Source organism: Vibrio rhizosphaerae (assembly GCF_024347095.1).
Classification (GTDB): Bacteria; Pseudomonadota; Gammaproteobacteria; order Enterobacterales; family Vibrionaceae; genus Vibrio; species Vibrio rhizosphaerae.
Genome location: NZ_AP024903.1, coordinates 1,524,276 through 1,549,238 on the forward strand (window position 1 = coordinate 1,524,276; position 24,963 = coordinate 1,549,238).

At 46.7% G+C, this 24,963-nt stretch carries 20 protein-coding genes and 1 pseudogene; 10 read left to right on the forward strand and 11 right to left on the reverse strand.

Annotated features, from left to right (window positions below; all coding sequences use genetic code 11):
- The gene (locus OCV37_RS06510; RefSeq protein WP_038178311.1) at positions 1 to 1,365 is read left to right on the forward strand and encodes a TrkH family potassium uptake protein; all 1,365 of its coding nucleotides are present in this window, start codon (positions 1 to 3) and stop codon (positions 1,363 to 1,365) included.
- Here OCV37_RS06510 and OCV37_RS06515 read toward each other — a convergent pair.
- The gene (locus tag OCV37_RS06515; protein ID WP_038178441.1) at positions 1,362 to 2,291 is read right to left on the reverse strand and encodes a 1-aminocyclopropane-1-carboxylate deaminase/D-cysteine desulfhydrase; all 930 of its coding nucleotides are present in this window, start codon (positions 2,289 to 2,291) and stop codon (positions 1,362 to 1,364) included. The two genes, OCV37_RS06510 and OCV37_RS06515, sit on opposite strands and share 4 nt — an antisense overlap.
- A 418-nt stretch (positions 2,292 to 2,709) precedes the next feature.
- On the opposite strand from OCV37_RS06515, the gene fabV reads away from it, so the two are divergent.
- The gene (gene fabV, locus OCV37_RS06520) at positions 2,710 to 3,912 is read left to right on the forward strand and encodes an enoyl-ACP reductase FabV (RefSeq protein ID WP_038178312.1); all 1,203 of its coding nucleotides are present in this window, start codon (positions 2,710 to 2,712) and stop codon (positions 3,910 to 3,912) included.
- 144 nt (positions 3,913 to 4,056) lie between these two features.
- Here fabV and OCV37_RS06525 read toward each other — a convergent pair whose 3' ends face one another.
- The 5 genes from OCV37_RS06525 to OCV37_RS06545 form a co-directional block, all read right to left on the reverse strand.
- Positions 4,057 to 5,739 carry an aspartate:alanine antiporter gene (locus tag OCV37_RS06525; RefSeq protein WP_038178313.1) on the reverse strand — a complete coding sequence of 561 codons (1,683 nt, stop codon included), beginning with the start codon at positions 5,737 to 5,739 and terminating at the stop codon, positions 4,057 to 4,059.
- A gap of 197 nt (positions 5,740 to 5,936) precedes the next feature.
- Positions 5,937 to 6,203: a GrxA family glutaredoxin gene (locus tag OCV37_RS06530; RefSeq protein ID WP_038178314.1), complete on the reverse strand. Its 267-nt coding sequence runs from the start codon at positions 6,201 to 6,203 to the stop codon at positions 5,937 to 5,939.
- 177 nt (positions 6,204 to 6,380) lie between these two features.
- Positions 6,381 to 7,235 carry a MurR/RpiR family transcriptional regulator gene (locus OCV37_RS06535; RefSeq protein ID WP_038178315.1) on the reverse strand — a complete coding sequence of 285 codons (855 nt, stop codon included), beginning with the start codon at positions 7,233 to 7,235 and terminating at the stop codon, positions 6,381 to 6,383.
- Between the two features lie 326 nt (positions 7,236 to 7,561).
- Positions 7,562 to 9,214 (reverse strand): pyridoxal-dependent aspartate 1-decarboxylase PanP, encoded by a 1,653-nt coding sequence (gene panP, locus OCV37_RS06540; RefSeq protein ID WP_038178316.1) that lies wholly within the window; start codon positions 9,212 to 9,214, stop codon positions 7,562 to 7,564.
- 145 nt (positions 9,215 to 9,359) lie between these two features.
- A complete protein-coding gene (locus OCV37_RS06545; protein WP_038178442.1) occupies positions 9,360 to 10,280 on the reverse strand; it encodes an HDOD domain-containing protein in 921 nt (306 codons plus the stop codon).
- A gap of 315 nt (positions 10,281 to 10,595) precedes the next feature.
- Here OCV37_RS06545 and OCV37_RS06550 point away from each other — a divergent pair, with 315 nt between their 5' ends.
- Positions 10,596 to 11,201, forward strand: a complete 606-nt coding sequence (locus OCV37_RS06550) for a TfoX/Sxy family DNA transformation protein (protein WP_038178317.1) — start codon at positions 10,596 to 10,598, stop codon at positions 11,199 to 11,201.
- Between the two features lie 57 nt (positions 11,202 to 11,258).
- Here OCV37_RS06550 and OCV37_RS06555 read toward each other — a convergent pair whose 3' ends face one another.
- The 3 genes from OCV37_RS06555 to OCV37_RS06565 all read right to left on the reverse strand — a co-directional run bounded on the left by OCV37_RS06555 (position 11,259) and on the right by OCV37_RS06565 (position 14,548).
- Entirely contained in the window at positions 11,259 to 11,807 is a 549-nt protein-coding gene (locus OCV37_RS06555; protein WP_038178318.1) for a hypothetical protein, read from the reverse strand.
- 263 nt (positions 11,808 to 12,070) lie between these two features.
- Positions 12,071 to 12,571 carry a response regulator gene (locus OCV37_RS06560; RefSeq protein ID WP_038178319.1) on the reverse strand — a complete coding sequence of 167 codons (501 nt, stop codon included), beginning with the start codon at positions 12,569 to 12,571 and terminating at the stop codon, positions 12,071 to 12,073.
- Positions 12,572 to 12,595: 24 nt separating this feature from the next.
- Entirely contained in the window at positions 12,596 to 14,548 is a 1,953-nt protein-coding gene (locus OCV37_RS06565) for an ATP-binding protein (protein WP_038178320.1), read from the reverse strand.
- 266 nt (positions 14,549 to 14,814) lie between these two features.
- Between OCV37_RS06565 and OCV37_RS06570 the strand changes: the two genes are divergently transcribed.
- Both OCV37_RS06570 and serC read left to right on the forward strand, forming a co-directional pair.
- Positions 14,815 to 16,068 carry a DUF945 family protein gene (locus OCV37_RS06570; RefSeq protein WP_038178321.1) on the forward strand — a complete coding sequence of 418 codons (1,254 nt, stop codon included), beginning with the start codon at positions 14,815 to 14,817 and terminating at the stop codon, positions 16,066 to 16,068.
- Between the two features lie 159 nt (positions 16,069 to 16,227).
- Positions 16,228 to 17,322: a 3-phosphoserine/phosphohydroxythreonine transaminase gene (serC, locus tag OCV37_RS06575; RefSeq protein WP_038178322.1), complete on the forward strand. Its 1,095-nt coding sequence runs from the start codon at positions 16,228 to 16,230 to the stop codon at positions 17,320 to 17,322.
- A gap of 80 nt (positions 17,323 to 17,402) precedes the next feature.
- Here serC and OCV37_RS06580 read toward each other — a convergent pair.
- Positions 17,403 to 19,610 (reverse strand): annotated as a pseudogene (locus tag OCV37_RS06580) (YgiQ family radical SAM protein); the annotation flags it as partial.
- A 209-nt stretch (positions 19,611 to 19,819) separates the two neighbouring features.
- On the opposite strand from OCV37_RS06580, the gene OCV37_RS06585 reads away from it, so the two are divergent.
- Together OCV37_RS06585 and OCV37_RS06590 are read left to right on the forward strand one after the other, a co-directional pair.
- Positions 19,820 to 20,500, forward strand: a complete 681-nt coding sequence (locus OCV37_RS06585; protein WP_038178444.1) for a hypothetical protein — start codon at positions 19,820 to 19,822, stop codon at positions 20,498 to 20,500.
- 89 nt (positions 20,501 to 20,589) lie between these two features.
- Positions 20,590 to 20,787: a DUF4250 domain-containing protein gene (locus tag OCV37_RS06590; RefSeq protein WP_038178323.1), complete on the forward strand. Its 198-nt coding sequence runs from the start codon at positions 20,590 to 20,592 to the stop codon at positions 20,785 to 20,787.
- 157 nt (positions 20,788 to 20,944) lie between these two features.
- Here OCV37_RS06590 and OCV37_RS06595 read toward each other — a convergent pair whose 3' ends face one another.
- Complete coding sequence (locus OCV37_RS06595; protein ID WP_038178324.1) at positions 20,945 to 21,421, reverse strand: Lrp/AsnC family transcriptional regulator; 477 nt, start codon at positions 21,419 to 21,421, stop codon at positions 20,945 to 20,947.
- Positions 21,422 to 21,612: 191 nt separating this feature from the next.
- Between OCV37_RS06595 and OCV37_RS06600 the strand changes: the two genes are divergently transcribed.
- From OCV37_RS06600 to OCV37_RS06610, 3 genes are all read left to right on the forward strand, one after another.
- Complete coding sequence (locus OCV37_RS06600; RefSeq protein ID WP_038178325.1) at positions 21,613 to 22,821, forward strand: trans-sulfuration enzyme family protein; 1,209 nt, start codon at positions 21,613 to 21,615, stop codon at positions 22,819 to 22,821.
- A 296-nt stretch (positions 22,822 to 23,117) separates the two neighbouring features.
- Positions 23,118 to 23,924 carry a transporter substrate-binding domain-containing protein gene (locus OCV37_RS06605; RefSeq protein WP_038178326.1) on the forward strand — a complete coding sequence of 269 codons (807 nt, stop codon included), beginning with the start codon at positions 23,118 to 23,120 and terminating at the stop codon, positions 23,922 to 23,924.
- A gap of 90 nt (positions 23,925 to 24,014) precedes the next feature.
- Positions 24,015 to 24,959: an amino acid ABC transporter permease gene (locus OCV37_RS06610; RefSeq protein WP_038178327.1), complete on the forward strand. Its 945-nt coding sequence runs from the start codon at positions 24,015 to 24,017 to the stop codon at positions 24,957 to 24,959.
- Positions 24,960 to 24,963 lie beyond the last annotated feature (4 nt).

The following is a 24,963-nucleotide window of genomic DNA, read 5'->3' on the forward strand; positions in this document are numbered from 1 at the left end:
ATGGCAGCATGGCATCCGTCTACCGCGCCTATCGTCAGAAAGACCAAAGCAGGACGAAAAATTGCAGCTGCGCCACCGATTGTCTTATGTGCCAGTTTCTTGCTGCTGATTTTAGTCGGCATGTGCTTACTGAAATTGCCGTGGGCGACGGTGACGCCAATCAGTTGGGCACAAAGCCTGTTTACTGCGACGTCTGCCGTGACGGTGACCGGACTCTCTGTGGTGGATACCGGCACAGCATTTACCGTCTTTGGTCAGGTGGTTATTGCCATCTTGATTCAGTTTGGCGGGTTAGGGTTGATGACGTTCGCAGTGGTCACATTAATCGCATTGGGTGGCAAAATTAATTTCTTGCAGCGGACGGTTATCAGAGAAGCCTTCAATCAGACCGATGCATCGACATTAGTCTCGACGGCAAAGTCCGTTTTATATTTTTCTTTGATCGTTGAATCGATCGGTATGGTGATTCTATCGCTGTACTGGTTACCGGAACTGGGGTGGAAAACCAGTTTATTTCACGGCTTTTTTTATACCATCAGTGCGTTTAACAATGCCGGGTTTGCACTCGACAGCCGCAGCCTGATGCCGTATGTCTCGGATCCGGTTGTGAATCTGACCATTACCGGGTTATTTATCATCGGAGGGCTGGGATTTTCTGTCTGGCTGGACTTGATCCGTAATCGCCGCTGGGTGCTGTTGACACCGTACAGCAAGTTGATGATTTCAGGCACGATTATCATTAACGCGGTGGCGGTGATTCTGATTTATTGTATTGAATACGATAATCCTCATACGCTGGGCCCCCTGAGTGAGGGCGGAAAGTTGCTGGCCTCATGGTTTCAGGCGGTCACACCAAGAACGGCCGGGTTCAATACGCTGGCGATCGATCAGCTGAAAGATGCCACTACATCAGTGATGCTGGTGCTGATGTTTATCGGCGGCGGATCGATGAGTACTGCCAGTGGCATTAAAGTGGTGACATTCATTGTGCTGATTCTGGCGACCTATGGTTATTTGCGCCGAGATGCCGCAATTCAGGTGTTTAAACGAGAAATTCCCACAGAAACGATTAATAAAGCTCTGGCACTGACCGTGATTTCTATTGGGGTGAGCTGGATGGCGATATTCGGCTTACTGCTGAGTGAACATGCCCCGATGATCGATATTATTTTTGAAGCGATTTCGGCTTTGGGAACGGTCGGGCTTTCGCGGGGATTGACGGCATCGTTGTCTGAAACGGGAGAGGTGATCATCATGCTGATGATGTTCATTGGCCGGTTAGGGCCGCTGACCATCGCTTATTTTCTTGCCAGTCCCAGAACACACCGTTTACGTTATCCGGAGACCAAACTCGTTATTGGTTAACGCAATCGGTGAGGCGGGGGGAGATCCGCATATTTACGCTGGTATCTGGCCTGCATACTGACATTGCCCAGTAACCCTCCCTGATGAATATAGATCAGGGGGGTATCCGGGTGAGCGGGCAGCCACTGTTGCAGACAACGCCACATCAGCGGGTCATAGAGTAGATCAAACTCGACTTGGGCTTCGCGGCAGAGATTCAGCCAGAGCATGTAGTCCTCGCGATACAGTTTGCCGAAATGGTGCTTCTGCGACAAAGACAGAATGGTCGGATAGCTGGTGGCTGCCAGCATATCCCACTGTTGCTTCAGATAAGACTCTCCGCCGACACAGGCGCAAGTCAGGACTTCAATCTGATGAGCGGCCAGATGCTGATGTAAGTAAAGTGCGGTTGTACCGGTGCCAGAAGGAAGCGCAACGACGGGGTGCTGAATCTGGTGTTGATTGCACCAAATGATAATCTCATCCCCAAGGGCTGCAATACCCGGTTGAGCCAGATCACTCCGTCCGCCTTCGGGCAAGACCAGACAACTTTCATCAGGGCAACGAACGTGTCGGATGTAATCCTGAGGATGCATCGCTAAGGTTGGGTGTTGTCCCGTCGGATAGATTGTTGCACCCAGTGCCAATGCTGCTTTGTAGTTCCCCTGCGGATGTTCACGCAACCATTGAGGAATATGGTCAACGTAAAATTCAAACTGCCAGCCTCTGAGCTGGGCCAGCGCTGCAAATGAGTAGAGAGAATTGGCTTGCGGCGAGCCATAGCTGATCAGCGTCTTAATATGAGGCAGTGGGGCATCAAGCAACGTCATTAATTTACGGGCTTTGTTGCCAGAAAATTGAGGATGGAGCAAATCATCCCGTTTGAGATAGAAATGTTTGCCGTTAAAGGTGTGTTCAGTCGTCGGACTATGGGTGAATACATTCATGCCCGCAAGCATAGCTGGAGTGAGTTACTATCACAAGCAGCAATCATGGCAAACAGGCAAGGTAAAAAACAGATAAAAAAAAGCCAGTACAAATGGTACTGGCTGCTATAAATAGGAGTTAACAAGAAAAAGCAGTATTGACAAAAAGTCATCCAACATTTCTGTCAATCTTGCTTATTCTGACTGGTGATAGCACCGAGAGTTCCTTATTTTTTAGTTTTTTCTTTTGAATCGGTTAGGCGATATCGTTCGAAAATGAAAAAATGATAAATTTTTCAGTGAGATAATGGCGTATCGGATGCCGAATTTGGTGAAAAGAGATCCAACCACTCGTTTTTTGCAGGGAAATTTTAAGAAATAGGGTGAGATTTCAGGGCGAAACTTTTATTCTTACCGGGTTTTTTAAAGGAAGTTGAATATGATCATCAAACCTAAAATTCGTGGATTTATTTGTACGACAACACATCCGGTCGGGTGTGAAGCGAATGTCAAAGAGCAAATCGCTTATACGCAAGCCCAAGGGAAAATCGACAATGCGCCGAAGCGCGTTCTGGTTGTCGGGTCTTCCAGTGGCTATGGACTTTCATCACGGATTGCTGCGGCATTCGGTGGTGGTGCAGCAACTATCGGTGTTTTCTTTGAAAAGCCGGGAACCGAGAAAAAAACAGGTACTGCCGGGTTTTATAATGCTGCTGCATTTGATCAATGTGCCCATGAAGCCGGTCTGTATGCGAAAAGCATCAATGGCGATGCCTTCTCTCATGAAGCTAAACAGAAAGCGATCGAGCTGATTCAGCAAGACTTGGGACAGATTGATCTGGTTGTTTATTCTCTGGCATCCCCGGTCAGAAAACTGCCTGATAGTGGTGAGTTGGTGCGTTCATCATTGAAACCGATTGGTGAAACTTACACGTCAACAGCTGTTGATACCAACCGGGATGTGATTATTGAAGCCAGCATTGAACCAGCAACTGAGCAGGAAATTGAAGATACTGTGACCGTGATGGGCGGACAAGACTGGGAACTGTGGATCAATGCGCTGGACGAGGCTGGTGTACTGGCCGAAGGTTGTAAAACCGTGGCGTATAGCTATATCGGAACCGAGTTGACCTGGCCGATTTACTGGGATGGTGCTCTTGGCCGTGCCAAGATGGATTTAGACCGTGCTGCAACCGCGCTGAATCAGCAATTAAGTACTAAACACGGTTCTGCCAATGTTGCTGTGTTGAAATCGGTTGTGACGCAGGCCAGCTCAGCTATTCCGGTGATGCCGCTTTATATCTCGATGGTATTTAAAAAGATGCGCGAAGAAGGCGTCCATGAAGGTTGTATGGAACAGATTTATCGTCTGTTTAATGAACGTTTGTATCGCGCAGATGGTCAGGCACCGGCTGTGGACGACAAAAACCGTCTGCGTCTTGATGACTGGGAACTGCGGGAAGATATCCAGCAGCATTGCCGTGAGCTGTGGCCACAAATTACCACTGAAAACCTCAAGCAGCTGACCGATTATGAAGCTTACAAAGAAGAGTTCCTCAAGCTGTTTGGTTTTGGTCTTGATGGGGTCGACTACGATGCTGATGTTAATCCGGCGGTTGCATTTGACGTGATTGATATCTGATTGGACTGCAGCTCCCGGTGCAATGCACTGATATGAAGATACACTGATATAAAAAAGCGCCGTCATGGCGCTTTTTTATATCCCAAGAATTAGGGGGATCGATTTGGTCCCGGACGGAGCCGCGAGACCGAGACTGTGCTTTCCTTAGCTCAGCAGAATGATGACGGTTCCGGTCAGGGTCATCAGAATATTGGCAATGGTATAGGTGCCCGCATATCCGAGTGCAGGAATGGTTGATTTCGCATAGTCATTGACGATATCCATTGCCGGTGCACAAGTTCTTGCGCCGATAATCGCACCAAAGAGCAGTGCCCGGTTCATTTTCAGAATATAGGCGCCGATCAGGTAAGCAAAAAATACGGGCACGACACTGACCAGAAAAGCCAGACCAATCACTTTAATCCCGATTTCTGACAGGTGCTCAAACATACTGCCCCCGGCACTCAGACCGATCCCGACCATGAAAATCATCAGCCCGAGATCTTTGGTCATATTCAGGGCACCCTGTGGAACATAACCAAAGGTGGGGTGGTTGGCCCGTAAAAAACCGAGAGTAATCCCGGAGAGCAACAGTCCGACAGCATTACCGAGGCCAAAAGAGACTTGCCCGAAGGTCATGGTAATCAGGCCCAGTGTAATCCCAAAAATGAAAAAGGCACAAAAAGCCAGCAAGTCTGCCATTTGACTGTGGATCGAGATGAAACCGATTTTATCCGCGAGCCCCTGTACCCGGCTTTTTTCGCCACTGACCTGAAGGAGATCGCCTTTGGTGAGCACAATATCTGAGTCCATTGGCATTTCAATCTGAGCCCGGACAACGCGGTTGAGAAAACAGCCATATTCGGAAAGATTCAGGTCAGACAGCCGTTTTCCGACCATGCTGTCACTTTTGACCACGATTTCTTCCTCTGAAATTCGCAGGTCAAGCAAGTTGCGGTCAAAGACCTCTTTACCGTTTCTGAAACTTGGGTCCAGCCGTGCATGGCTGTCAGGGAAACCGACCAGCGCAATTTCATCGCCTTCTTGCAAAATTGCGTCACCATCCGGATGGGCCAGAATGCCATTTCGCCGGATTCGCTCGATATAACAACCGGTTTGACGGTAGATGCCTAATTCACGAAGGTTCCGACCATCAATCCAGTTTGTTAGCTCTTTTCCAACCCGATAGGCGCGAATGATGGGTAAGTAGACTTTCCGTTGCCCGTTATGCCCTAAGCCGCGTTCCCGGGCAATTTGCTGGGCGGAATCTGAGAGGTTTTGCTTTTGCAGTCTCGGCAGCAGTTTGGCAAACATAATCATACTGATGAGACCGATAAGATAGGCAATCGCATAGCCGACGGAGACATTCTCCAGCACGCGGGACATTTCCATATTGCGGGGAATTTCTGCCAGTCCGGAACCGAGGGCATCCTGAGCCCCGACAAGAATGGGGGTTGAGGTCAGTGCCCCGGCCATCATCCCGGCGGACAGACCGTAATCCAGATGCAGGGCTTTGCCGCCGAAATAAGTAATCAGGTTGGCAATAATGAGTACTGTCAGACTTAAGATCAGGTAGTGTTTTCCATCCCGGAAAAAGATACCAAAAAAGTTAGGTCCCGCTTCAATACCCACACAATAAATGAACAGCATGAAACCGATGGTGAGCGCTTCTGAATTCAGAGAAAATCCGAGGTGCCCCATGAGGAGCGAGGTGACGAGAACACCAATGGAGTTGCCGACTTGGAGGCTACCGAAACGAATTTTTCCCAGCGCCAGACCACTCGCCAGAACAACAAAAATAAGCAGAATAGGGTTTTCTTTTAACAGCAAAACAACGTTTATATTCACAACTCGACTCAGGGATGTGGAAAAAGATGGCTAGTAAATTGTATCTGAAATATACGAAAAAATAAGGGGATTTTTCAGGCTTTTTGGCACAAATAAGAATTTTCATCTTAGCACAGGGGAGTGGGGAGAGAATCAAGGGGATCGCGCGTCAGAAAAGCAAAACCTGCCAGATTATTGGCAGGTTAGCCAGCGCGTGATTACTCGTCGAAAAGACCGAGATTTTCTTTCGCATATGCTTCGAATTCAGTACAGCCGCCGATATGAGTCTGGTCGATAAAGATTTGCGGGACAGTTTCAACAGGCTTGCCTACGGTTTTTTCCAAATCAGCTTTGCTGATGCCTTCTGCTTGGATATCAACGTAGCGGAAATTAAAATCGTCACGTTTTGCTTTTAATGTTTCTGCATGTTCTTTTGCCCGAACACAGAATGGGCAGCCGGGACGACCAAATATCACTACAAACATAACTTTCTCCTTCATGTGTTGTTGGCGTAACTATGCCTGAAGTCACTGCGGAAATAAAGTTACATCTGCCTCTTGTTTTAATAGATTAAAACGATGTAATCGCTGGCATGACGCTGAAAAAAATGTGGGCCGCGACGGCCCACATGAGATGAAAATTTACTGATATTTAAGTCAGTATCAGAACTGAGGTAACTTATCGTAGCGAGAGTCTCTCAATACATCTTTGACGCGTTTGAGATTTTCCCGGAATCCTGAGCCGCGGCGTAATGTAAATCCGGTTGCAAGCACGTCAATGACCGTCATCTGAACCACTCGGCTCGCCATCGGCATATAGACATCGGTATCTTCCGGGACATCGAGGCAGATGGAGAGAGAACTGACCTGATCAAGTGGAGAATCTTTGGCGGTGATGGCAATGACCGTCGCACCATTTTGTTTCGCCAGATGCGCGATCTCGACCTGACTTTTGGTCCGGCCGGTATGAGAGATCAAGACGACAACATCATTATCCGTGCAATTGATACAGCTCATGCGTTGCATGACAATATCTTCAAAACAGGAGATCGGGATGTTAAACCGGATGAACTTATTTTGTGCATCACGCGCGACGGCAGACGATGCGCCCAGACCAAAAAACGAAATTCTCTTGGCTTGGGTCAGCAAATCAACGGCTCGATTAATTTGTGCGGAGTCGATGCTGTTTTTGGCAACATCAAGGCAAGCCATCGTTGATTCAAAAATTTTATGCGTGTATGCATCCGGGCCATCATCTTCTTCGACATTACGGTTCACATACGGTGTCCCGTTTGCCAGACTTTGGGCAAGATGAAGTTTAAAGTCCGGAAAACCTTTGGTATCTAGACGACGACAGAAGCGGTTGACCGTCGGCTCACTCACATCAGCCATTTTGGCAAGGGTTGCAATACTGGAATGAATTGCAGTTTGCGGTGATGCCATGATGACTTCTGCGACTTTGCGTTCAGACTTGCTAAAATTTTCCAGATTTTTTTGAATTTTTTCTAATGTATTCATAGTGTTCACACGGGAAAGGCACATTTCAGGAATTCGACCTGATCACTGGCGATATCGAATCATGATACCCAAAGCATTCAACATTCATCACGAAGTGGGCATGAGAAATGAGTATAAACGTATGCAGTGGTAATTCTGTAACATTTCAGGTTATCAGATGATAAGAATATGACAGGCCTCAAACTAAATTTCATATGATCCCCCAATTTTACCGTTAAATCTGAAAAAACCGTCTTTCTTCAAGGCAAAATGATTCATTTCTTACATCAGTCAGAAATAAAATTTCATCCGATGTGATCGCATTGCCGAAAGCAGCCGATGCCGATTTATATGTTATCTGACAAAATGGCCGTTGCTGAGTGTTCAATTTGACGCAGTAGTGAGGGAGCCTGTGTGGCAATATGCCGCTGCTCTTCTAACACTGCATGTAAGATATCTTTGGTGGTTAACGGGTTGGCAAGTACCACACGAAACACAATCGTGTTGAGATAGTGCCAACGCTTCGGTGTCAGTTGGGTTCGGGAAACAAACGATTTTCCTGATTCTCTTTGTTTTTTCTGAATAAACTTAGTCAGTTCATTCAATTGCTGATTGAGCTGGGCGAGTGTATCACCACTGCTGTGTTGCAAGGCGAGGCGTGCTTGTTTGGGGACATAGCGATAAGTCAGCAAACACAACTCAGGTTCTGAAACAAGCTCAAAGTCATCCTGTTGGCGAATGAGATCAGCAAAATAAGCCGCCTTTTGAATACTTTCATTAATCAGTAACTCATAACCGGCACGACTGATAATATGCAGACATGCATAAACCAGCATGGCCATACCGGAACGAGACCCTTCCAGCGTCCGGCTGCCTAAATCTTTAGACCCTTCCCGGAGAATATATTGGGCATGATGCTCAATCGCATGACTTGATGCCGGTGATTTAAACAGTACGATGCCTGCACCCATAGGTAAGTAAAGTTGTTTGTGGGCATCGATTGTGACCGAATCGGCGCATTCGATACCGTTGAGCAGGTGGCGGTATTGGTGTGACATCAGGGTGGCGCCGCCCCAGGCTGCATCGACATGGAAATGACACTGTTCCTGCTGACAGATGGCGGCCATTTCCGCGAGCGGGTCGATATTGCCGGTTTCTGTTGTGCCGGCAACGCCCACCACGGCAAAGGGTAAAATGCGTTGTTGTTTGAGCCGCCGGATGGTTGCTTTGAGGGCATCGGGTTTGATTTTATTGTGCTCATCCGTTGGAATGACCACTAAACCTTGCTGACCGATTCCCAGTAAATCCGCTGCTTTTTTTAATGAATAGTGGCCACGTTCTGAGACCAGAATTGCGAGTCCTTCATAGCCATAGTGTTTCATGGCCTGAAACAGTCCTGCTTTCTCAACCCCCTGAAATGCACCCTGAGCCTTCAGTGCATTATTCCGGGCGACCCATAAGGCCGTGATGTTCGCAATCGTGCCACCTGAGCAGAATGCCCCCAATGAGTGATTGGCACTATGCATCCACTGGGTGTAAAAGTCTTCACGGTCCGTATAAATGAGTCGGTGCAACATACCGATGACCTGACGTTCAAGTGGCGTGAAGGCTTTTGACGTTTCAATTTTGACGAGGTTTTGGTTCAAAGCGATCATGATCTTTGACAGCGGCATCAAAAAGTAGGGTAGTGCAGATGTCATGTGACCGATAAAACTGGGGGCCGACGTATGAACCGATTGGGCGACCACTTTGTCCAGCAAATGTTGGGTATGCTCAGAGACAAATACCGGTTGTTCCGGAATCTGTGAGGCAAGAAAATCTTGCTCAATTGCTTTTAGCGGTTTTTCTTCGGAAACGATATGCTCTCGTAAGAACTGATTGAGGTTTTGAGAAATCTCTTCTTCGATTTGGGTCAGCGTGGAGCCCGGCCCTTCCGGTACGGTAAAAATTCGAAGCAGACTGTCAAAATTGGCTTCCGCTGTTTTGCTTTTTAAAACCATAAAGCTATCAAATCGTATCGTGGCCTAATTTGGCGGGACAATCTAAACGAAAACGTCGTGAATGTCCCGTATTAATTGATGACGGGGTTGCCCGGACCGCAAGCGTTATCAATGATTACGTTTTGCAGTCTCAATCATCAAAGACTCAAAATCCAGATGAATGAATGATCGAACGAATCTGAGATTTAAAGTCGTTATCTGATAAGTTACTTAACTCATATAAGACTTCAGCACCAATGGCGTTGATTTCTACCTCATGAGCGTCAATGCTTTCGTCTTGCTCGCGAAATAGCAACAAGTGGTAGGCAATCTTGGCAATATCAAGATAAGACACTTCTCTCGGTTTGTGCGGGGGTTCCTGATTGGATGCCACAGAAAGAAAGTCCTGATCGAATCCCCATGTCTTGAGAACATGATAGCTGGTCCGGCTACAGCGCGATTCAAAAATACGCATGGCTAAATCATGATCAAGGTAATTGCCTTGCTCAAGATAGAGGTGATATTCATTGAGTAAGCAGAATAACCCGATATCAGCTAAGAGACCGACGAGCAAAGCTTTGTCTGACTCCAGATAAGCATATTCTTGTGGGTCCAAATGTTTAAACTCGTTGGTAACCAGCACCATTGTGGCACATAACTTTCTTGAGTTGGTCGCACTTTGGCGCAGGATTTGATTACAGTCATCCTGAAGATTGACGGAGTATTTGAGCTGTTTCACGGCCTGTGCCGTCACAATATCCCTGACCCGAAATATCCCCAGTCTCGATACCGCCGTGTTGATATCGCTGTAGGCAATACTTCTTGAATTAAAAATGACGGAATTTGCAATACGTAATACAACCGCAGTCAAGCCCGGGTCATCGATTAAACATTCCGCGACATCCGTAACAGTCGTCGCTTCATCCAAACAGAGTTTCTGGATTTCCAGCACAACCTGAGGGATCGGAGGGAGTTCTATCTTTCCGCTTCGTATAGACAATTCAACCATTTGGGCAAATTCGGTTTCAATTGCCTGAAATAAGGCTTGTTGATCACTCGGAAGCCAAAAAAAAGAGACGTGATTCATATTCATCAGATTCGTTGCTATTTACGTTATTTTAGCGTTGCACTGACAGCACCGCAATGAATTATCGGTGCGTTATAAAAAATATTGATCTTGCCGTCAAATTGAGAATACACACGCATATTTATTATCTCTGCGTGATCGCTCTGTTTTTGATGGGACTCATTTCACACCCCTGCCGAGATTTTAGAAATCAATTCGTTATATCTTTTAAACCGACAATAAGGCGATAGCCCGGATGTTCCCGTTACGAATCACCGAGTTATCGCCTGTGCGTCAGCCCGAATTATACGTATAACGACTACTGAGGCTAGGTAAATGATAGCAACAAAATTTTTTGATTACTTACTGGAAAGAGAAAACTTTGACACGAAGTCAATATTTGGGGATATCGGGCTATTCTGGCAAGATGCAATGTTTGCTTTAATTAGCACAAATCATATTTATATTCGAGGAGGTGGTGTATTAGATGAAAAATTAAATGCTTTAAATTGTGCAAAATATGTCTTTGTTAAAAAACAAAGTATTTCTAAAGTAAATTATTATGATATTACTGAATTATTCCAAGCTAATTATCCGCATTTGGGCGAACTGATCAGTCGTTCAAAGGCGTTGGCTATTTTTCAGAAAAAGCAAAAATATGCATTATCGAATCGACGCTTGAGAGATTTACCCAATCTGCATCTGACGATTGAACGAATGTTGAAAAAATCCGGGATTCCGGATGTCGCGACATTCTTTCAATTGGGGGCCTTGAAAGCGTTTGTCAAAGTCAGGCAATTATACGGGACAACAACGGATATCAAGTTGTTGTGGAAATTTGTCGGCGCGATCGAAGAAGTGCACTGGAAACTGATACCGGAAAAGCGCAAACAGCAGTTGCTGAATGAATGCTGCACATTGATAGAAATAGAGGAGGGATAGTGTTGAACAGCCAAGTCACTTAACTTGGCTGTATTAGTGATCGGTGACAGGTTCAGATCAATATTTAAACCGGGCACTTAAGATGATTTGATCGTCATATGTGTCATTAAAGCGGGCTTCAGCGGCGACGGAGAATAACTCGGTCGAGTGGAAGCGGGCATAAGCAGCACCCAACCAATCGTCATCGTTATCAAGGCTCAGATACCCCACCTTACCACCGACTTCAAGCTGCGGGCCTAACCACTGGCGAACCCCCAGATTTAATTCCATACCAGTGTCACTGCCTCGGGAGTCATCATGATCAACCATACGGACTAGCATTTCACCGGTGAAATCAGCCCAGTTGTTAATGGGTGCGTGGAAGCCTAAGCCACCTGTTAGATCGTAATCACCTTCAAGTTTTGAGTCGACTCGTCCTATCACATGTGCATTCGGATGAACTGACATACTAAAACCTGCACCATAAGTATTGGGACTAATACCTATCCGAGCTTCATAATAGTCATAACTAAAGTTGCTCATCACCGATGGACTGTTTGGATCTACCGCTGCAAATGTATAACCAGAGGCTAGTAACAACACTGTTGCACTAATAATTTTACGCATAACCGAACCTATCTTATTTAGAATCCCTGTAAAATGGCAGTAATTCTGCCGTCAATCAACCCTTTAACACATCATAAACCGGATGAAAGGCATAATGCTACCTTAAGAGTGTCATGCTTTTGTCGTGTGAGTAAATCGTCTGCAAATACAATGCCATAAATTAAGGTCAAAAGATACGCATCGCATGGGTGGGGGGCGTGCCATTAAAAAGAAATGATGGCTGTAGACCCGCGTGCATATTGATGAACTGACCGTCAGTCACATTACTCGCCAAATTCACGGCGGCGTTGGGAGAGTGCCGCGAGTATTTCCGCAGTATCCAGTATCTTCATCCAGGGTGATAAATCGCTTTCGTTTTGAATCATATACTGAGTAAGTTGATGTTTAATGGCTTGACGAAGTGCCTCACCTTGCCAAGGTTTGCTGATATAAAAATCCAAACCTGCATGATTAATCGCCGCAACGGTATCATCAAGGCCTGCCTGCCCGGTCAGGAGAACTTTGCGTGCCGTTGCTGTCTGCGGATCGGCATTGAGCTCGATCAGGAATTGAATCCCTGTCTGTTCCGGCATGATGTGGTCGCATAGAATCAGAGCCAGGGGGATGTCTTGCTGCTGACAGTCAGAGAGAACTTCTTTTGCCTCTGATACCGACTGAGCTGCCTCAACGACGAAATCATCTTCAAAGCAGTCGAGGTCTTGAACCACGCTGTCTAAAATTTCCCGTTCGTCATCAACACAGAGGATCAAATAACGTCGCTTCATTGTGTGCTCCTTCATCATCACTATTCATGATTGCATCTGTTTATCGATCCCCGGCTGGACAAGGGGCAGGTAAACATCAATCGTTGTGCCTTCACCCACCTGTGAATTGAGCTGAATCCAGCCTTGGTGTTGCTGAATAATCTGCTGACAGACAGACAGGCCGATCCCGAGACCGAAGTTGCCTTCTTTTTTGGTGGTAAAGTTTAGTTCAAAAATTCTACTCTGGAGATCTGCCGGAATGCCTGCACCGTTATCCTTTACCGTCACACATAAGTAAGCGCGGTGTTGATATTCGACCTGACGAGTGTGTATTTCGATTTTGCCATTTTGTTCCGGCAGGGCGTCGAGGGCATTCGACAGGAGGTTAACCCAGACTTGCTGTAATGCAGTGGGTTGGCCGTAAACCCATGCGGATGCGGCATACTCTTTGATGAGTTGATGTCTTTTGAGGCGGTTTTCGAAAATAACTAAAGTATCTTCAAGTCCCTCATGAATATTGACAGGGAGAGACCCTTCGTCATCTGAGCGCGCATAACTTTTCAGTCCTTTGACCATATCTGTGATCCGTTGAGCACAGATGAGCACGGACCGCAGTGCATTGCCTGTTTTCATATAGTGTTCGAGTTGATCAACGTACGCTTTGGCTTCGGTCTTTTCTATTCGAAGTTGTTCGATGAGCGCACGATCATGATCGAGTTGTAATTTGACCAGCTTTTTGGCGAGACTCCGGTCCGGCAGTTGCTTCTCCAGCGCTTTTACCCGCTGTCGTTCCTCTGATGTCGACAGTGGGGAGACCGTCATGGCTCGGTGCAGTAATGCAGTCGCTTGCTCTGTTAAGTTCGGTGTATGTGTCTTGAATACCGATTCAATCTGTTCTGCCAGTGTTTCGGCACCACGCAGGATTGCCGCAACCGGATTATTCAGTTCATGAGCAACCCCCGCGACGAGTTGGCCGAGAACGGCCAGTTTTTCCCGTTCGACTAACTGTTGTTGAGTCGCTTCCAGTGATTCGAGCGTTTTCTGCAATTCCAGTTTGGTGGTAATGCTGCGTTGTAAGCGTCGGTTAAAATGGCGTAACAGGAGATTGGTGAACAGAGGCAACAGTTGACTGTCGGAATGCATGACTTTGGCAAACACCTCGCGATCAAGCTTGATGACATGAGTTTTCGTCAGTGTCACTGCGGTTGAAAATGAAGGTTCACCGGTCACAAATGACATCCCGCCGACCAGATTGCCTTTTTGATGCCGGACGACTTCGCGTTCATAGCCGAGCTCATCTTGCTTAAACAGGGCGACTTCGCCTCGAGTAATAAACCAGAGAAACTGATTTTCTTCACCTTCCCGGGTGAGCAGATGATTTGGTGAGTAAGTGCGGCAGGCGTGGGTTTCATCTTTTTGCTCAAAGAAGGCATACAAGAGAATAATGACCTTTTCTGCCAGTTCGGTATCACTCATCTGATGATAATCATGAATAAATCCCTGCCGGAAATGGCGCATCGAATTATCGACATGGGCGCGCAAAAGTTGCTTCTGGTCGAGTACTTGACTGTAGTCTAATAAATTGTCAGATTCGGCATCGAGAATAAATCGGGTCAGCTCTTTATGGGCCGTTTGATACAATATCTGGTCGGGCAATGGTTTGGTGAGTGCGTGATCCAGCCTGCCTTCATTGACGGCCGATAGAATAACCTGAATATCTTTTCCCGCGCTAATCAGTACTTTTCTGGCATCTTTGGTGTGGGGCTGCTTGTCAAGTTGAATTAAGAAATCTGCGCCATTGAGTGCCTCGTGGTGGCAGGCGATCACTAAAGCGACAATTTGTGAACGTTCATGAATAAAATCCAGTGTATACTGCGCGTCGCGGATAGAATCGACACAATAGAGATCAAACAGGCCAGTAAAAGGGGCCAGTTCATGCTGATACTGTTCGACACTGATCGGGTTGTTATCTAAGCAGATGATCGCGTAGTGGTTCACAATGTTCTCACCGGATAAGCATATTTTTCTGAAACTTTACCAAGGTTTTACTGATGGGGATGAGAGCTAAGTTCTATAATGAGCGGTTTACGGTAAAAAGCAATGAAACCGTCCAAGTTGCATGATTGATGTGAATACTATCGATAAATCCCATTGAAAATGTAACTATAAATATTCAAATAACTTTTCTGTTGAGACGAAGATGTCTCCGTTTCAAGGTTATTTGAGTATGTATGAGAGACAATAAACCAAAGAGATCCTGTGTTATGAATCAACTTAAAAAAGTAGCAGCAGTTGGCGGTGCGGTCTGTTTGATGGCTTCTTGGCCATTAGTCGTCGGACAGATTGCCGAAAGAGTATTTAAAGACAACATTGCCAATATTGGTAATCAGTTGATAAGCGCGAAAGTTTTGAATTATGACCGGGGATATCTTTCGTCACATGTTAAAACTGAGATTCAGGTGACTGATCCGGGCATCAAAGCTCAGATGCAATATGAGGGTTTACCGACATCCTGGATTTTGAACAGTGACTTGCAACACAGCCTGTTTGCGATTCATGCCATCACTCAATTAGACGGTCAGGCAAATCAACCGATCAAAATCGTGACCCAGACACAGCTCAATGGTAATACCCATTTTGAAGTGGATAGTCAGGTCACTCATTATCAGGGTAGTACATGGTCGATGACATTCACGCCGATGTCATTGTCTGGCGATGTGACAACGTTAGGTGAAATCGATTATAAGCTCGATGTTCCATCGGTGCAGTTTAGCAATCCTGATCTGCAGATTCAGGTGAGTAACTTTTATGGCAATGGTCAGGGCAAAAAAGAGAAAGGATTCTGGATTGGTTCGCAGACTCTTCAAGCCGATAAGATCGCGATGTCTGATCGTTTAGGGGTGGATGATTTTACTTTAGAAAACGCTGGGTATCAGAATACGTCATCCATGGATGCAGACCGAACCCGATACGATACTCGTCAGCAGTTCAATATTGCCAAAATTACCGCTAAGGATGGTGTTATCGAACATCTGAATGTGATTTTCTCGATGGGACAGCTTGATGTCGATAGTTTGACGAAGATTGCCGCAATATTAGAACATTATGCCGATATCACACCAGCGGATGCGCAAAATCTACAACAAGCATTTGATCGATTGATATCTAAAGGGTTTTCAATTGCATTAGAACAGTTGGATATCGGTTTGGCACCGGGTCAGATTGAGTCCAAAGTTGATTTGAAATTGCCAGAAGATATGCAAGAAACGCCCCAAGATCCGCTAGAGGTTGTCAAAAAATTGACAGGGAATGTGGAGAGTCAAGTGCCTAAAGCGGTCACGGAGGCTTTCCCTGTATTACGGCAAGGGGTCAATGAATTGGTGAGTATGAAAATGATGCGGGAAAATGGGGATGTCTATCAGATGAATGCAACCGTGCAAGATGGCAACCTTGTTTTTGCCAGCGGGAAGAAAGTGCCGCTGATGGCGATCTTGATGTCAGCAATGATGCAAATGTAATCACGAATTCACGTTTTATTGATTTATTCCGGGGGATTTCAGCCCCGGTATTCGAAAAGAGGCAATTCGCCTCTTTTCTGCTTTTTTTGTGACAGGAAAAGTGATATTAATCAAAGCCTATATTATAAACGTATGATTGACCGTAGGAGCAACGAACCCATGAAGTTAAAGTCTGACACCGTGTATAACTTCAGTGCAGGCCCTGCAGCTTTACCAAAAGCCGTGATGGAACAGGCGCAAGCCGAATTTATCAACTGGAATCAGCTGGGCACATCCGTGATGGAAATCAGCCATCGCAGTAAAGAGTTTATTCAAGTTGCTCAAGAGGCTGAGCAGGATCTTCGGGAGCTACTGAACGTGCCTGACAATTATAAAGTTCTGTTTTGTCAGGGCGGTGCCAGAGCACAGTTTGCAGCCGTGCCGTTGAATTTATTGGGTCAGTCAACGAAAGCGACTTATATTGATGCCGGATACTGGGCAGAGAGTGCAGTTGATGAAGCAAGTAAATACTGTGACATCGACTTATTTGATGCAAAAACCGAAATTGACGGGCAAATGGCTGTCAAACCTGCCAGTGAATGGCAAATTGCACCGGATTCAGCATATGTGCACTTCTGTCCGAATGAAACTATTGATGGCATTGAGATTAGTGACCTGCCGATTACGGATAAACCGATCGTGGCCGATATGTCGTCTAATATTCTGTCTCGTGAGATTGATGTGAGTCAGTATGGGGTTATTTACGCCGGTGCTCAGAAAAATATCGGACCGGCAGGCATTACAATCGTCATTGTTCGGGATGATTTACTTGAACTGGCGCATAAGGCGCTGCCGACAGTTCTTAATTATAAAGAGCTGGCGGAAAAAGATTCCATGTTCAATACTCCGCCGACTTATGCCTGGTATTTGTCGGGTTTAGTCTTTAAATGGCTGAAGAATCAGGGTGGGGTGAAAGCGATTGAGCAAGTCAACCGTGAGAAAGCGGCGGTGCTTTACGGTTACATCGATCAGTCTCCGTTCTATCGTAATACCATTCACCCGAATAACCGTTCTCGGATGAATATTCCGTTCCAGTTGGCAAAACCAGAATTGGACGGCAAGTTCCTTGAACTGGCAAAAGAAAGAGGCTTAGTAGCATTAAAAGGCCACCGTGCCGTCGGTGGTATGCGTGCATCGATTTATAATGCAATGACGTTGGAAGGTGTTCAGGCCTTGGTTGCATTTATGCAAGAATTCGAGGCGGAATACGCATAAGACTGTATTTGCCTCGTGTCGATAAAAAAAAACGCAGCAAGTTGGCTGCGTTTTTTTATGGTTTAGGATGACTTAACACGTTTTGACGACGTGTTTTTTTTGCCCCGCTGTTGCGAATTGGCTGACTGGGATGGCTTTCCCTGAGATTGCTTCGATTGATGTTGACCTTCGCGCAGGGGCTTAAATCCCGGTTGAGATTTGGTATGTTTGGTCGCAAAGCGATTTGCGCCATGTCGGCCGGATTTCCGCCGCTGTGCCGGTGTCTGTTTTTGTTGGTCTTCTGCCGGAATCAGACAGTGCGGGCCATCACCAATCAAGTGTTTTTTACCCATATCGATCAGCGCCTGACGGATCAACGGCCAGTTATTTGGATCATGATAACGAAGCAATGCTTTATGCAAGCGGCGCTGACGTTCCCCTTTGGCGACCGGTACCACATCACGCTTTTTATACTTAACGCGTTTGAGCGGATTCGTTTCAGCATGATACATTGCGGTGGCGTTACACATCGGCGACGGGTAAAAGTTTTGAACCTGATCGCATTCGAAATTGTTTTTCTTCAGCCATAGCGCCAGATTCAACATATCTTCGTCTTCAGTGCCGGGGTGCGCCGAGATGAAATAGGGGATCAAATACTGTTTTTTGCCGGCTTCTGCACTGTATTGTTCGAACATCGTTTTGAACTGCTCATAAGCACCCATGCCGGGTTTCATCATCAGATCTAATGGCCCTTTTTCAGTATGTTCCGGAGCAATTTTCAGATAGCCGCCGACATGATGAGTCACCAGCTCTTTGACATACTCGGGGGATTCAATGGCTAAATCGTAGCGGACCCCGGAAGCGATTAAGACTTTCTTGATCCCTTCCACCTCGCGGGCTGAACGATAAAGGTCGATGGTATGTTTATGATCGGTATTGAGCTTGTGACAGATCCCCGGGAACACACAAGAAGGCCGGCGACAATTGGCCTCGGCTTTTGGATCTGAACAGCCTAAACGATACATGTTGGCTGTCGGCCCGCCGAGATCAGAGATGGTGCCGGTAAAGCCCGGTACTTTGTCGCGAATTTCCTGCAACTCTTCGAGAATCGACTCTTTTGAGCGGTTTTGAATAATGCGCCCTTCATGTTCGGTGATAGAACAGAACGAGCAGCCGCCAAAGCATCCGCGCATAATATTGACGGACGTTTTGATCATATCGTAAGCCGGAATCTTGGCTTTGCCGTAACGGGGGTGCGGGACCCGGGCGTATGGCAGGCCAAAGACAAAATCCATTTCTTCGGTAGACAGCGGAATCGGTGCCTGATTGACCCATAATTCCCGGTCCCCATGTTTCTGGATTAAAGCCCGCCCTGAATAAGGATTGGTTTCCAGATGGAGCACCCGGCTTGCGTGTGCATAAAGAATCCGGTCATTGACCAGTTTTTCATATGATGGCAGACGTACCGCTGTTGTTTCAGCATCATGACGAGAGGGGCGAACCGTAATCGGCTGGGCAGCTGCCTCATTGGTATTTGTTTCACAGGCAGGTTCGGCCTGATACGGATTTGTTGGCACAAATGGTTTGCCCGGCTTTTCTATGCGTGAAGAGTCAATAATTCGATAGGTGTCTGGGGCTTGAGAACGGATGACCGCTGTACCGCGAATGCCGGTCATCGTCTGGATTGCTTCGCCTTGTGCCAGTCGGTGGGCCACGTCGACCAGTGCCCGCTCCGCATTACCGAACAGTAAAAGGTCAGCCTTGGCATCCAATAATATCGAACGGCGAATTTTATCCGACCAGTAGTCATAGTGGGCGACACGACGAAGACTGGCTTCGATGCCCCCTAAAATAATCGGTGTCTCTTTATAGGCTTCGCGGCAGCGTTGAGAGTAGACCAGCGTAGCACGATCAGGACGTTTTCCCCCTTCGTTTCCGGGGGTATAGGCATCATCATGTCGCAGTTTTTTATCGGCGGTATAACGGTTGATCATCGAATCCATGTTACCGGCCGTAATACCAAAAAACAGATTGGGTTGCCCCAGCGCCATAAAATCATCTTTGTTATGCCATGCCGGTTGGGAAATAATCCCGACCCGGAACCCCTGCGCTTCGAGCAAGCGTCCGATAATGGCCATCCCAAAACTCGGATGATCAACATAGGCATCACCGGTGACGATGATGACATCACAGCTATCCCAGCCCAGCTGATCCATTTCTTGCCTGCTGGTCGGCAAAAACGGGGCGTGACCGAAACACTTGGCCCAGTAGGGTTCATAGTGATGAATTGGCGTGATGTTGCTGTGCATATTTTGACCTCATGAATGTGCGGCGGGCATTATAACGGCAAGTGAGGTGAGTCGCCAGCATCATCAATCCACAAAATAAATCAGGGTATTGATGGTTTACGATCGTGCATGGCTGACACTCCGTTGCCTGCCAGTTCTGCATGATTCGGCTTTCATCCGGCAGGGTTTTTGGTATGATCACGCAATCTTATTTTATGCCAGATTTCGCTATGCTGAATGCTTTTATTGCCATATTGCTGCCCATGACCGCCGGTGCACAATTCATTGTGACCCTTGTTTTGACGAAAGGGGAAATTTGTCCGGGACAACGGGGAAGAATCCACCGTATTTTACCGCTACTGTTCGTGCTTTGGTTGCTGGTTGCCGTCCAACATATATATACGCTATTGAACGTTGTGCTGATTGGCTATTTCTATTCTCAGGTGAAAACCGGTAAGACGCGGCAGGAAGGGCCGCTCAAAATACTTTATCTCGCCAATGGGATTGCCGGACTGGCGATGCTGTTTGCTATTTTGACGGCACCGAACTGGGTGGCCGCAGTGACGTTGATATTGTCGTGTTTGCTGTTAGGCGCAATCGCCGCACATTGGCTGCTGACGATTGCCCGGACACGTCTGCAGGCTTTTCACCGACTGTTACCCATTACAGGGATTCTGGCTGCGATGTTCATGACGCTGTGTATTGTCCCGCTGGCTGCCAGAATGGACCCGATTCAGTTGCAAAACGTGCTTCACTCCATTTTGCTCAGTTTCTCCCTATTAGTGACGGCTGTGATTATTTGGTCATGGCATTTACTGACGGCCAAAAGTGCAGATAAAGTACAGTTAGGTATTTCCTGCTTGGTGCTGTTAACCGCGATGACTGGATTTCACCAGTTGTATTTTTATTAAGCTGTTTGTTACGATTTAGCACTACACTTAAATCAGGTTGACTTCATTTAGGCGAATCGCCTCAGAATCACCGAAAGGAGGGTGTTGTGATGGACTTTTCAAATATTGATCGTTTAGACCATTCGATTTTGCTTGGAATTATCAATGAGAAGCTGCGGCTCGAATGTGACAGTTTTGACGATCTGGTCACCACTTATGAGTTTAATTCTCAAGCTGTGCTGAATAAGTTAGGTCATCTGGGATACCAGTATGATCCACTCACCAATCAATTCAAAGCCGAACATTAAGGATGTGCATCGGCATGAGAGCAGTTGCGTCTTCCTGAGTTGTTGATGGCGGACAGAAATCTGAGATGACCGGATGGTGACATCCGGTCATTTGTATATGAACGATGACGATTGATTTACTGACTCGGTCAATACAGTGCGTGTTTGACATCGGATGTTACATGTATTCATGATCTTTGACCGGCGTATAAAACGAGCGTTTCGGACTATCGAGTACCACATGCGTTGTGACCCGCCGGATTTTGGGGTTTTCCTGCATTAGTTTTTCGATAAACGCATCATATTCCAGTGCGGTCGCTGCGGTCACCAGCACCATCAGGTCGAATTGGCCGGTCACATAATAGATTTGTTGGATGTTGTCTTTCTGCGCGGCCCAGCTTTTAAAGTGGGAAAGCGTCTGATAGTTGTCGCGCTCGATCTCCAGTCCTGCCAGAAAACTCATCTGATTCGTCAGATATTGGGGATCAATGATGGCCACTTCCTGTTGAATCACGCCTTCCTGCCGCATTTTTTTGATCCGGCGCTGAACGGCTGATGCCGACAGGCCAATCTGTTCTGCCATCCGCTCAGTCTGAAGCCGACAGTTGCGTTGCATCATTTCCAGTATCTTCTTATCAAATAAGTCCAGTTGCATATTTTAAATTCTCAAGTGCGGATTTTCTGCATATTACGATAAAAAACGCAGAAAATCATAACTTGGTTGCGTGATTTCTCCGTTCTGCCGCTCTTGTTTACTCGATACTGTTTGATCTGAGAGGCGGCGCGTCAAAGCTTGCGTTTGTCTGTTGTGAAACGGTTATTTGAAATATAGGGAAGCCGGTACCGATGTCTAAGTCCCCCCATTATTGTCCTGAAACACTGGCACTTTCGGCCGGTTTTTTTTCTGATCAGCCAACCAGAGTGACAACCCCCGATATCACCATGTCGGTCAATCACTGTTTTGTCCCGGAGGAGGGATCATTCTCTGCCAACGGGATTGAGAATTTAGCCGATACTCCCTTTTTGTATGCCGGCTGGACCAATCCCACCGTCCGACAACTTGAGCAACGGATTGCGGCACTGGAGTGTACTGATGATGCTTATGCGACGACGACGGGGATGGCGGCCTTGTCAGCGATGTTTTTTTCGCTGTTACGAGCCGGTGACCATTTGATTATCAGTGATGTCTGTTATGCCGCAGTTTATGAGCTGGCAAGAGAAGTCTTACCCGATTACGGGATTGAAGTAACGCCGGTAAATTTGACGGATCTTGCTGCTGTCTCGCGGGCAATTCGCCCCCAAACCAGACTGATCCATGCTGAAAGCCCTTGTAACCCATTGCTCCGTCTGACGGATTTGACGCAACTGGCCGATTTAGCCAAGCAGCATCAGGTGCTGCTGTCTGTGGATTCAACCTTTGCGACACCCGTGATCACGCGTCCGGCAGTGTTAGGCGTTGATCTGGTGGTTCATTCGCTGACTAAATTCATCAATGGTCATGGGGATGCTCTGGGTGGATGTGTGACGGGAAACAAAGCGTTAATTGCACAAATTCGTTCCAGAGCGGCGGCGCATCTCGGCTCAACTATCAGTGCGCAGAATGCCTGGTTGATTATGCGTGGTATTGAAACCTTGTATCCGCGGATGAAAACGATCAGTGATTCGGCGTTACAGATCGCGCAATGGCTGGAAAATCATCCCCGGGTCAAACAAGTGAATTATCCGGGACTGGTGTCTCATCCGCAATATACATTGGCCACGGAGCAGATGGCTTATGGTGGCGGCATGATTGTCTTTCAGATGGATGACATGGATGACATTGCACAACGGTTTGCTCAAGAGGCGCGATTATTTTATTACGCTTATTCTATCGGCCATCAACGCAGTCTGGTGGTCTTACTGAAAACGGCTGATTTGATGGCATCGACCTACCGGATGACGCATGAACAGGCACAAGAATTCCGACGTTACGCCGGTGAAGGTGTTTTCCGGCTGTCGATTGGTCTGGAAAATCCACAGGATCTCATCGAAGAGCTTGAGCAGTTACTGCGCTGATACGATCTCCGCCTCAAGGGGACATTGCTCAGTTTGTACCCGCGAAAATGAAAAAAAGCAGATAAAAGAAAAGGATGGTATATCAAGGCACAACAGACGATAGCTGCCGGCCTCTATGATTTGACTCTTTTGTAGACAAGCGGGCGATTGATTGTGACGAAAGTATTGAAAAGTACTACGGTTATGTCGCACTATACTAAAGATAACTTTGCTGAATTATTCAGCAAAGTTGGCAACACAACATCGCATTTCTTGAGAGAAATGGTCACAGAATATAAAAATCATAAAGGGATAGTATGAATAAAATATTAAAAGCAGCGATGGCTGGAGCGGTTCTTGCCTGCTCAGCATGGACGACTCAGGTTTATGCCGCACAATCTGCACTGGAAAACATCTTGAATAAAGGTGAACTCAGAGCTTGTTTTGATGCGGGGTATGTTCCGTTTGAAATGAAAACCAAAGACGGCCGTTTTGTCGGCTTTGATCTGGATATGGCAAAACATATGGCACGCTCTATCGGCGTAAAATTTGTGCCGGTGAATACGGCATGGGATGGGATTATTCCTGCCTTGCAGACCGACAAGTGCGATATCATCATTTCCGGAATGACCATTACACCGGAACGAAATCTGAAAGTGAACTTCGCCGACCCTTATATTGTCATCGGACAATCGGTGCTGATATCACCTAAACTGGCCGGTAAAATCAAAAGTTATCAGGATTTGAATGATCCGAAATACACCTTAACCAGTAAGCTGGGAACGACGGGTGCAGATGCGGCGAAGCGGTATATTCCGAAGGCGAAGCTGGATCTCTATGACACTGAAGTCGATGCGGTTCTGCAAGTCTCAAATGGGAAAGCGGATGCCTATGTGTATGATTTGCCATACAATGCGATTTATGCGGCGCAGCATCCACAACAGGTGATCCATCTGGATACACCGTTTACCTATGAACCTCTGGGATGGGCGATTCGTCAAGATGATCCTAATTTCCTCAATTTCCTCAATAATTACCTGCGTCAGGTCAAAGGGGACGGAACTTACCAGCGTATTTATGATAAATGGTTCAAATCTGATAGCTGGCTGAAGGATGTTCAGTAATTTCCTCATGATTGTAATCAATTAATATCAAGTACCGGACTTGGGGGTTCTCAGGTCCGGTTGAGCAATAAACAGAAGAGAATCATTGTAATGCAATCAAAATCCAGCCGTTGGATAGGCCATGGCATCTATGCTGTAATGATGGTGTTGCTGGTGGGGGGAATTTATTTCTCCGGCAAAACGATTAATTACAACTGGCACTGGGATCGATTATGGCCTTATATCATTAATACGGAGATGCAGAATATTCGTGCCCATGGTGATGGTGTGTCTGTTATCGAAGGCAAGACTATCATTGTGAAATTTGATAATGGCACCCCCGATCAAGTGATTCAATCCTATGACCAACGGGCAATTGGTAATGGTGATTTAGTCTTTGAAGGGGATACCATTGCCCGAGTCGAAGATTGGAAATTTGGCCCGATAGCCGTCGGGCTTTGGGTGACGGTGAAAATCTCTTTCATCTCCTTATTCTTTGCTATTTTTCTGGGCCTGATTTTTGGGCTGATGCGGGTTGCTAAAAACCAGACCGCCCGGGACCTTTCCCTGACTTATGTTGAGATTATTCGCGGTACGCCGTTACTGGTACAGATTTTTATCGTTTACTTCTTTATCGGTACCGTACTGGATTTGGACCGGTTTACTGCGGGCGTTGTGGCACTGTCTGTATTTACCGGTGCTTATGTTGCAGAAATTATCCGGGCGGGGATTCAGTCGGTATCCGGTGGTCAGATGGAAGCTGCACGTTCATTGGGGATGACTTACCCGCAGGCGATGCTGTATGTCATACTGCCGCAAGCTTTTAAGAGAACATTACCACCGCTCGCCGGGCAGTTTATCAATCTGATTAAGGATTCGTCATTGGTTTCGGTTATTTCAATCACCGATCTGACTAAAGCAGGCCGGGAAGTGGTGGCTGGTAGTTTTGCTCCCTTTGAAGTTTGGTTTACCGTTGCTGCGCTGTATCTGCTTGTCACCGGCTCACTTTCATGGGCGATCCAAATGTTAGAAAAGAGGTTATCGGCTAGTGACTAATCAT

Bases quoted from the DNA above. Each gene is read 5' to 3' on its own strand.
- OCV37_RS06585 (WP_038178444.1), top strand. From the start codon at position 19,820: ATGCTGAATGCTTTTATTGCCATATTGCTGCCCATGACCGCCGGTGCA.
- OCV37_RS06550 (WP_038178317.1), top strand. From the start codon at position 10,596: ATGATAGCAACAAAATTTTTTGATTACTTACTGGAAAGAGAAAACTTT.
- OCV37_RS06555 (WP_038178318.1), bottom strand. From the start codon at position 11,807: ATGCGTAAAATTATTAGTGCAACAGTGTTGTTACTAGCCTCTGGTTAT.
- OCV37_RS06590 (WP_038178323.1), top strand. From the start codon at position 20,590: ATGGACTTTTCAAATATTGATCGTTTAGACCATTCGATTTTGCTTGGA.
- OCV37_RS06560 (WP_038178319.1), bottom strand. From the start codon at position 12,571: ATGAAGCGACGTTATTTGATCCTCTGTGTTGATGACGAACGGGAAATT.
- panP (WP_038178316.1), bottom strand. From the start codon at position 9,214: ATGGTTTTAAAAAGCAAAACAGCGGAAGCCAATTTTGACAGTCTGCTT.
- OCV37_RS06605 (WP_038178326.1), top strand. From the start codon at position 23,118: ATGAATAAAATATTAAAAGCAGCGATGGCTGGAGCGGTTCTTGCCTGC.
- serC (WP_038178322.1), top strand. From the start codon at position 16,228: ATGAAGTTAAAGTCTGACACCGTGTATAACTTCAGTGCAGGCCCTGCA.
- OCV37_RS06595 (WP_038178324.1), bottom strand. From the start codon at position 21,421: ATGCAACTGGACTTATTTGATAAGAAGATACTGGAAATGATGCAACGC.
- fabV (WP_038178312.1), top strand. From the start codon at position 2,710: ATGATCATCAAACCTAAAATTCGTGGATTTATTTGTACGACAACACAT.
- OCV37_RS06535 (WP_038178315.1), bottom strand. From the start codon at position 7,235: ATGAATACATTAGAAAAAATTCAAAAAAATCTGGAAAATTTTAGCAAG.
- OCV37_RS06610 (WP_038178327.1), top strand. From the start codon at position 24,015: ATGCAATCAAAATCCAGCCGTTGGATAGGCCATGGCATCTATGCTGTA.
- OCV37_RS06600 (WP_038178325.1), top strand. From the start codon at position 21,613: ATGTCTAAGTCCCCCCATTATTGTCCTGAAACACTGGCACTTTCGGCC.
- OCV37_RS06510 (WP_038178311.1), top strand. From the start codon at position 1: ATGGCAGCATGGCATCCGTCTACCGCGCCTATCGTCAGAAAGACCAAA.
- OCV37_RS06515 (WP_038178441.1), bottom strand. From the start codon at position 2,291: ATGAATGTATTCACCCATAGTCCGACGACTGAACACACCTTTAACGGC.
- OCV37_RS06530 (WP_038178314.1), bottom strand. From the start codon at position 6,203: ATGTTTGTAGTGATATTTGGTCGTCCCGGCTGCCCATTCTGTGTTCGG.
- OCV37_RS06545 (WP_038178442.1), bottom strand. From the start codon at position 10,280: ATGAATCACGTCTCTTTTTTTTGGCTTCCGAGTGATCAACAAGCCTTA.
- OCV37_RS06570 (WP_038178321.1), top strand. From the start codon at position 14,815: ATGAATCAACTTAAAAAAGTAGCAGCAGTTGGCGGTGCGGTCTGTTTG.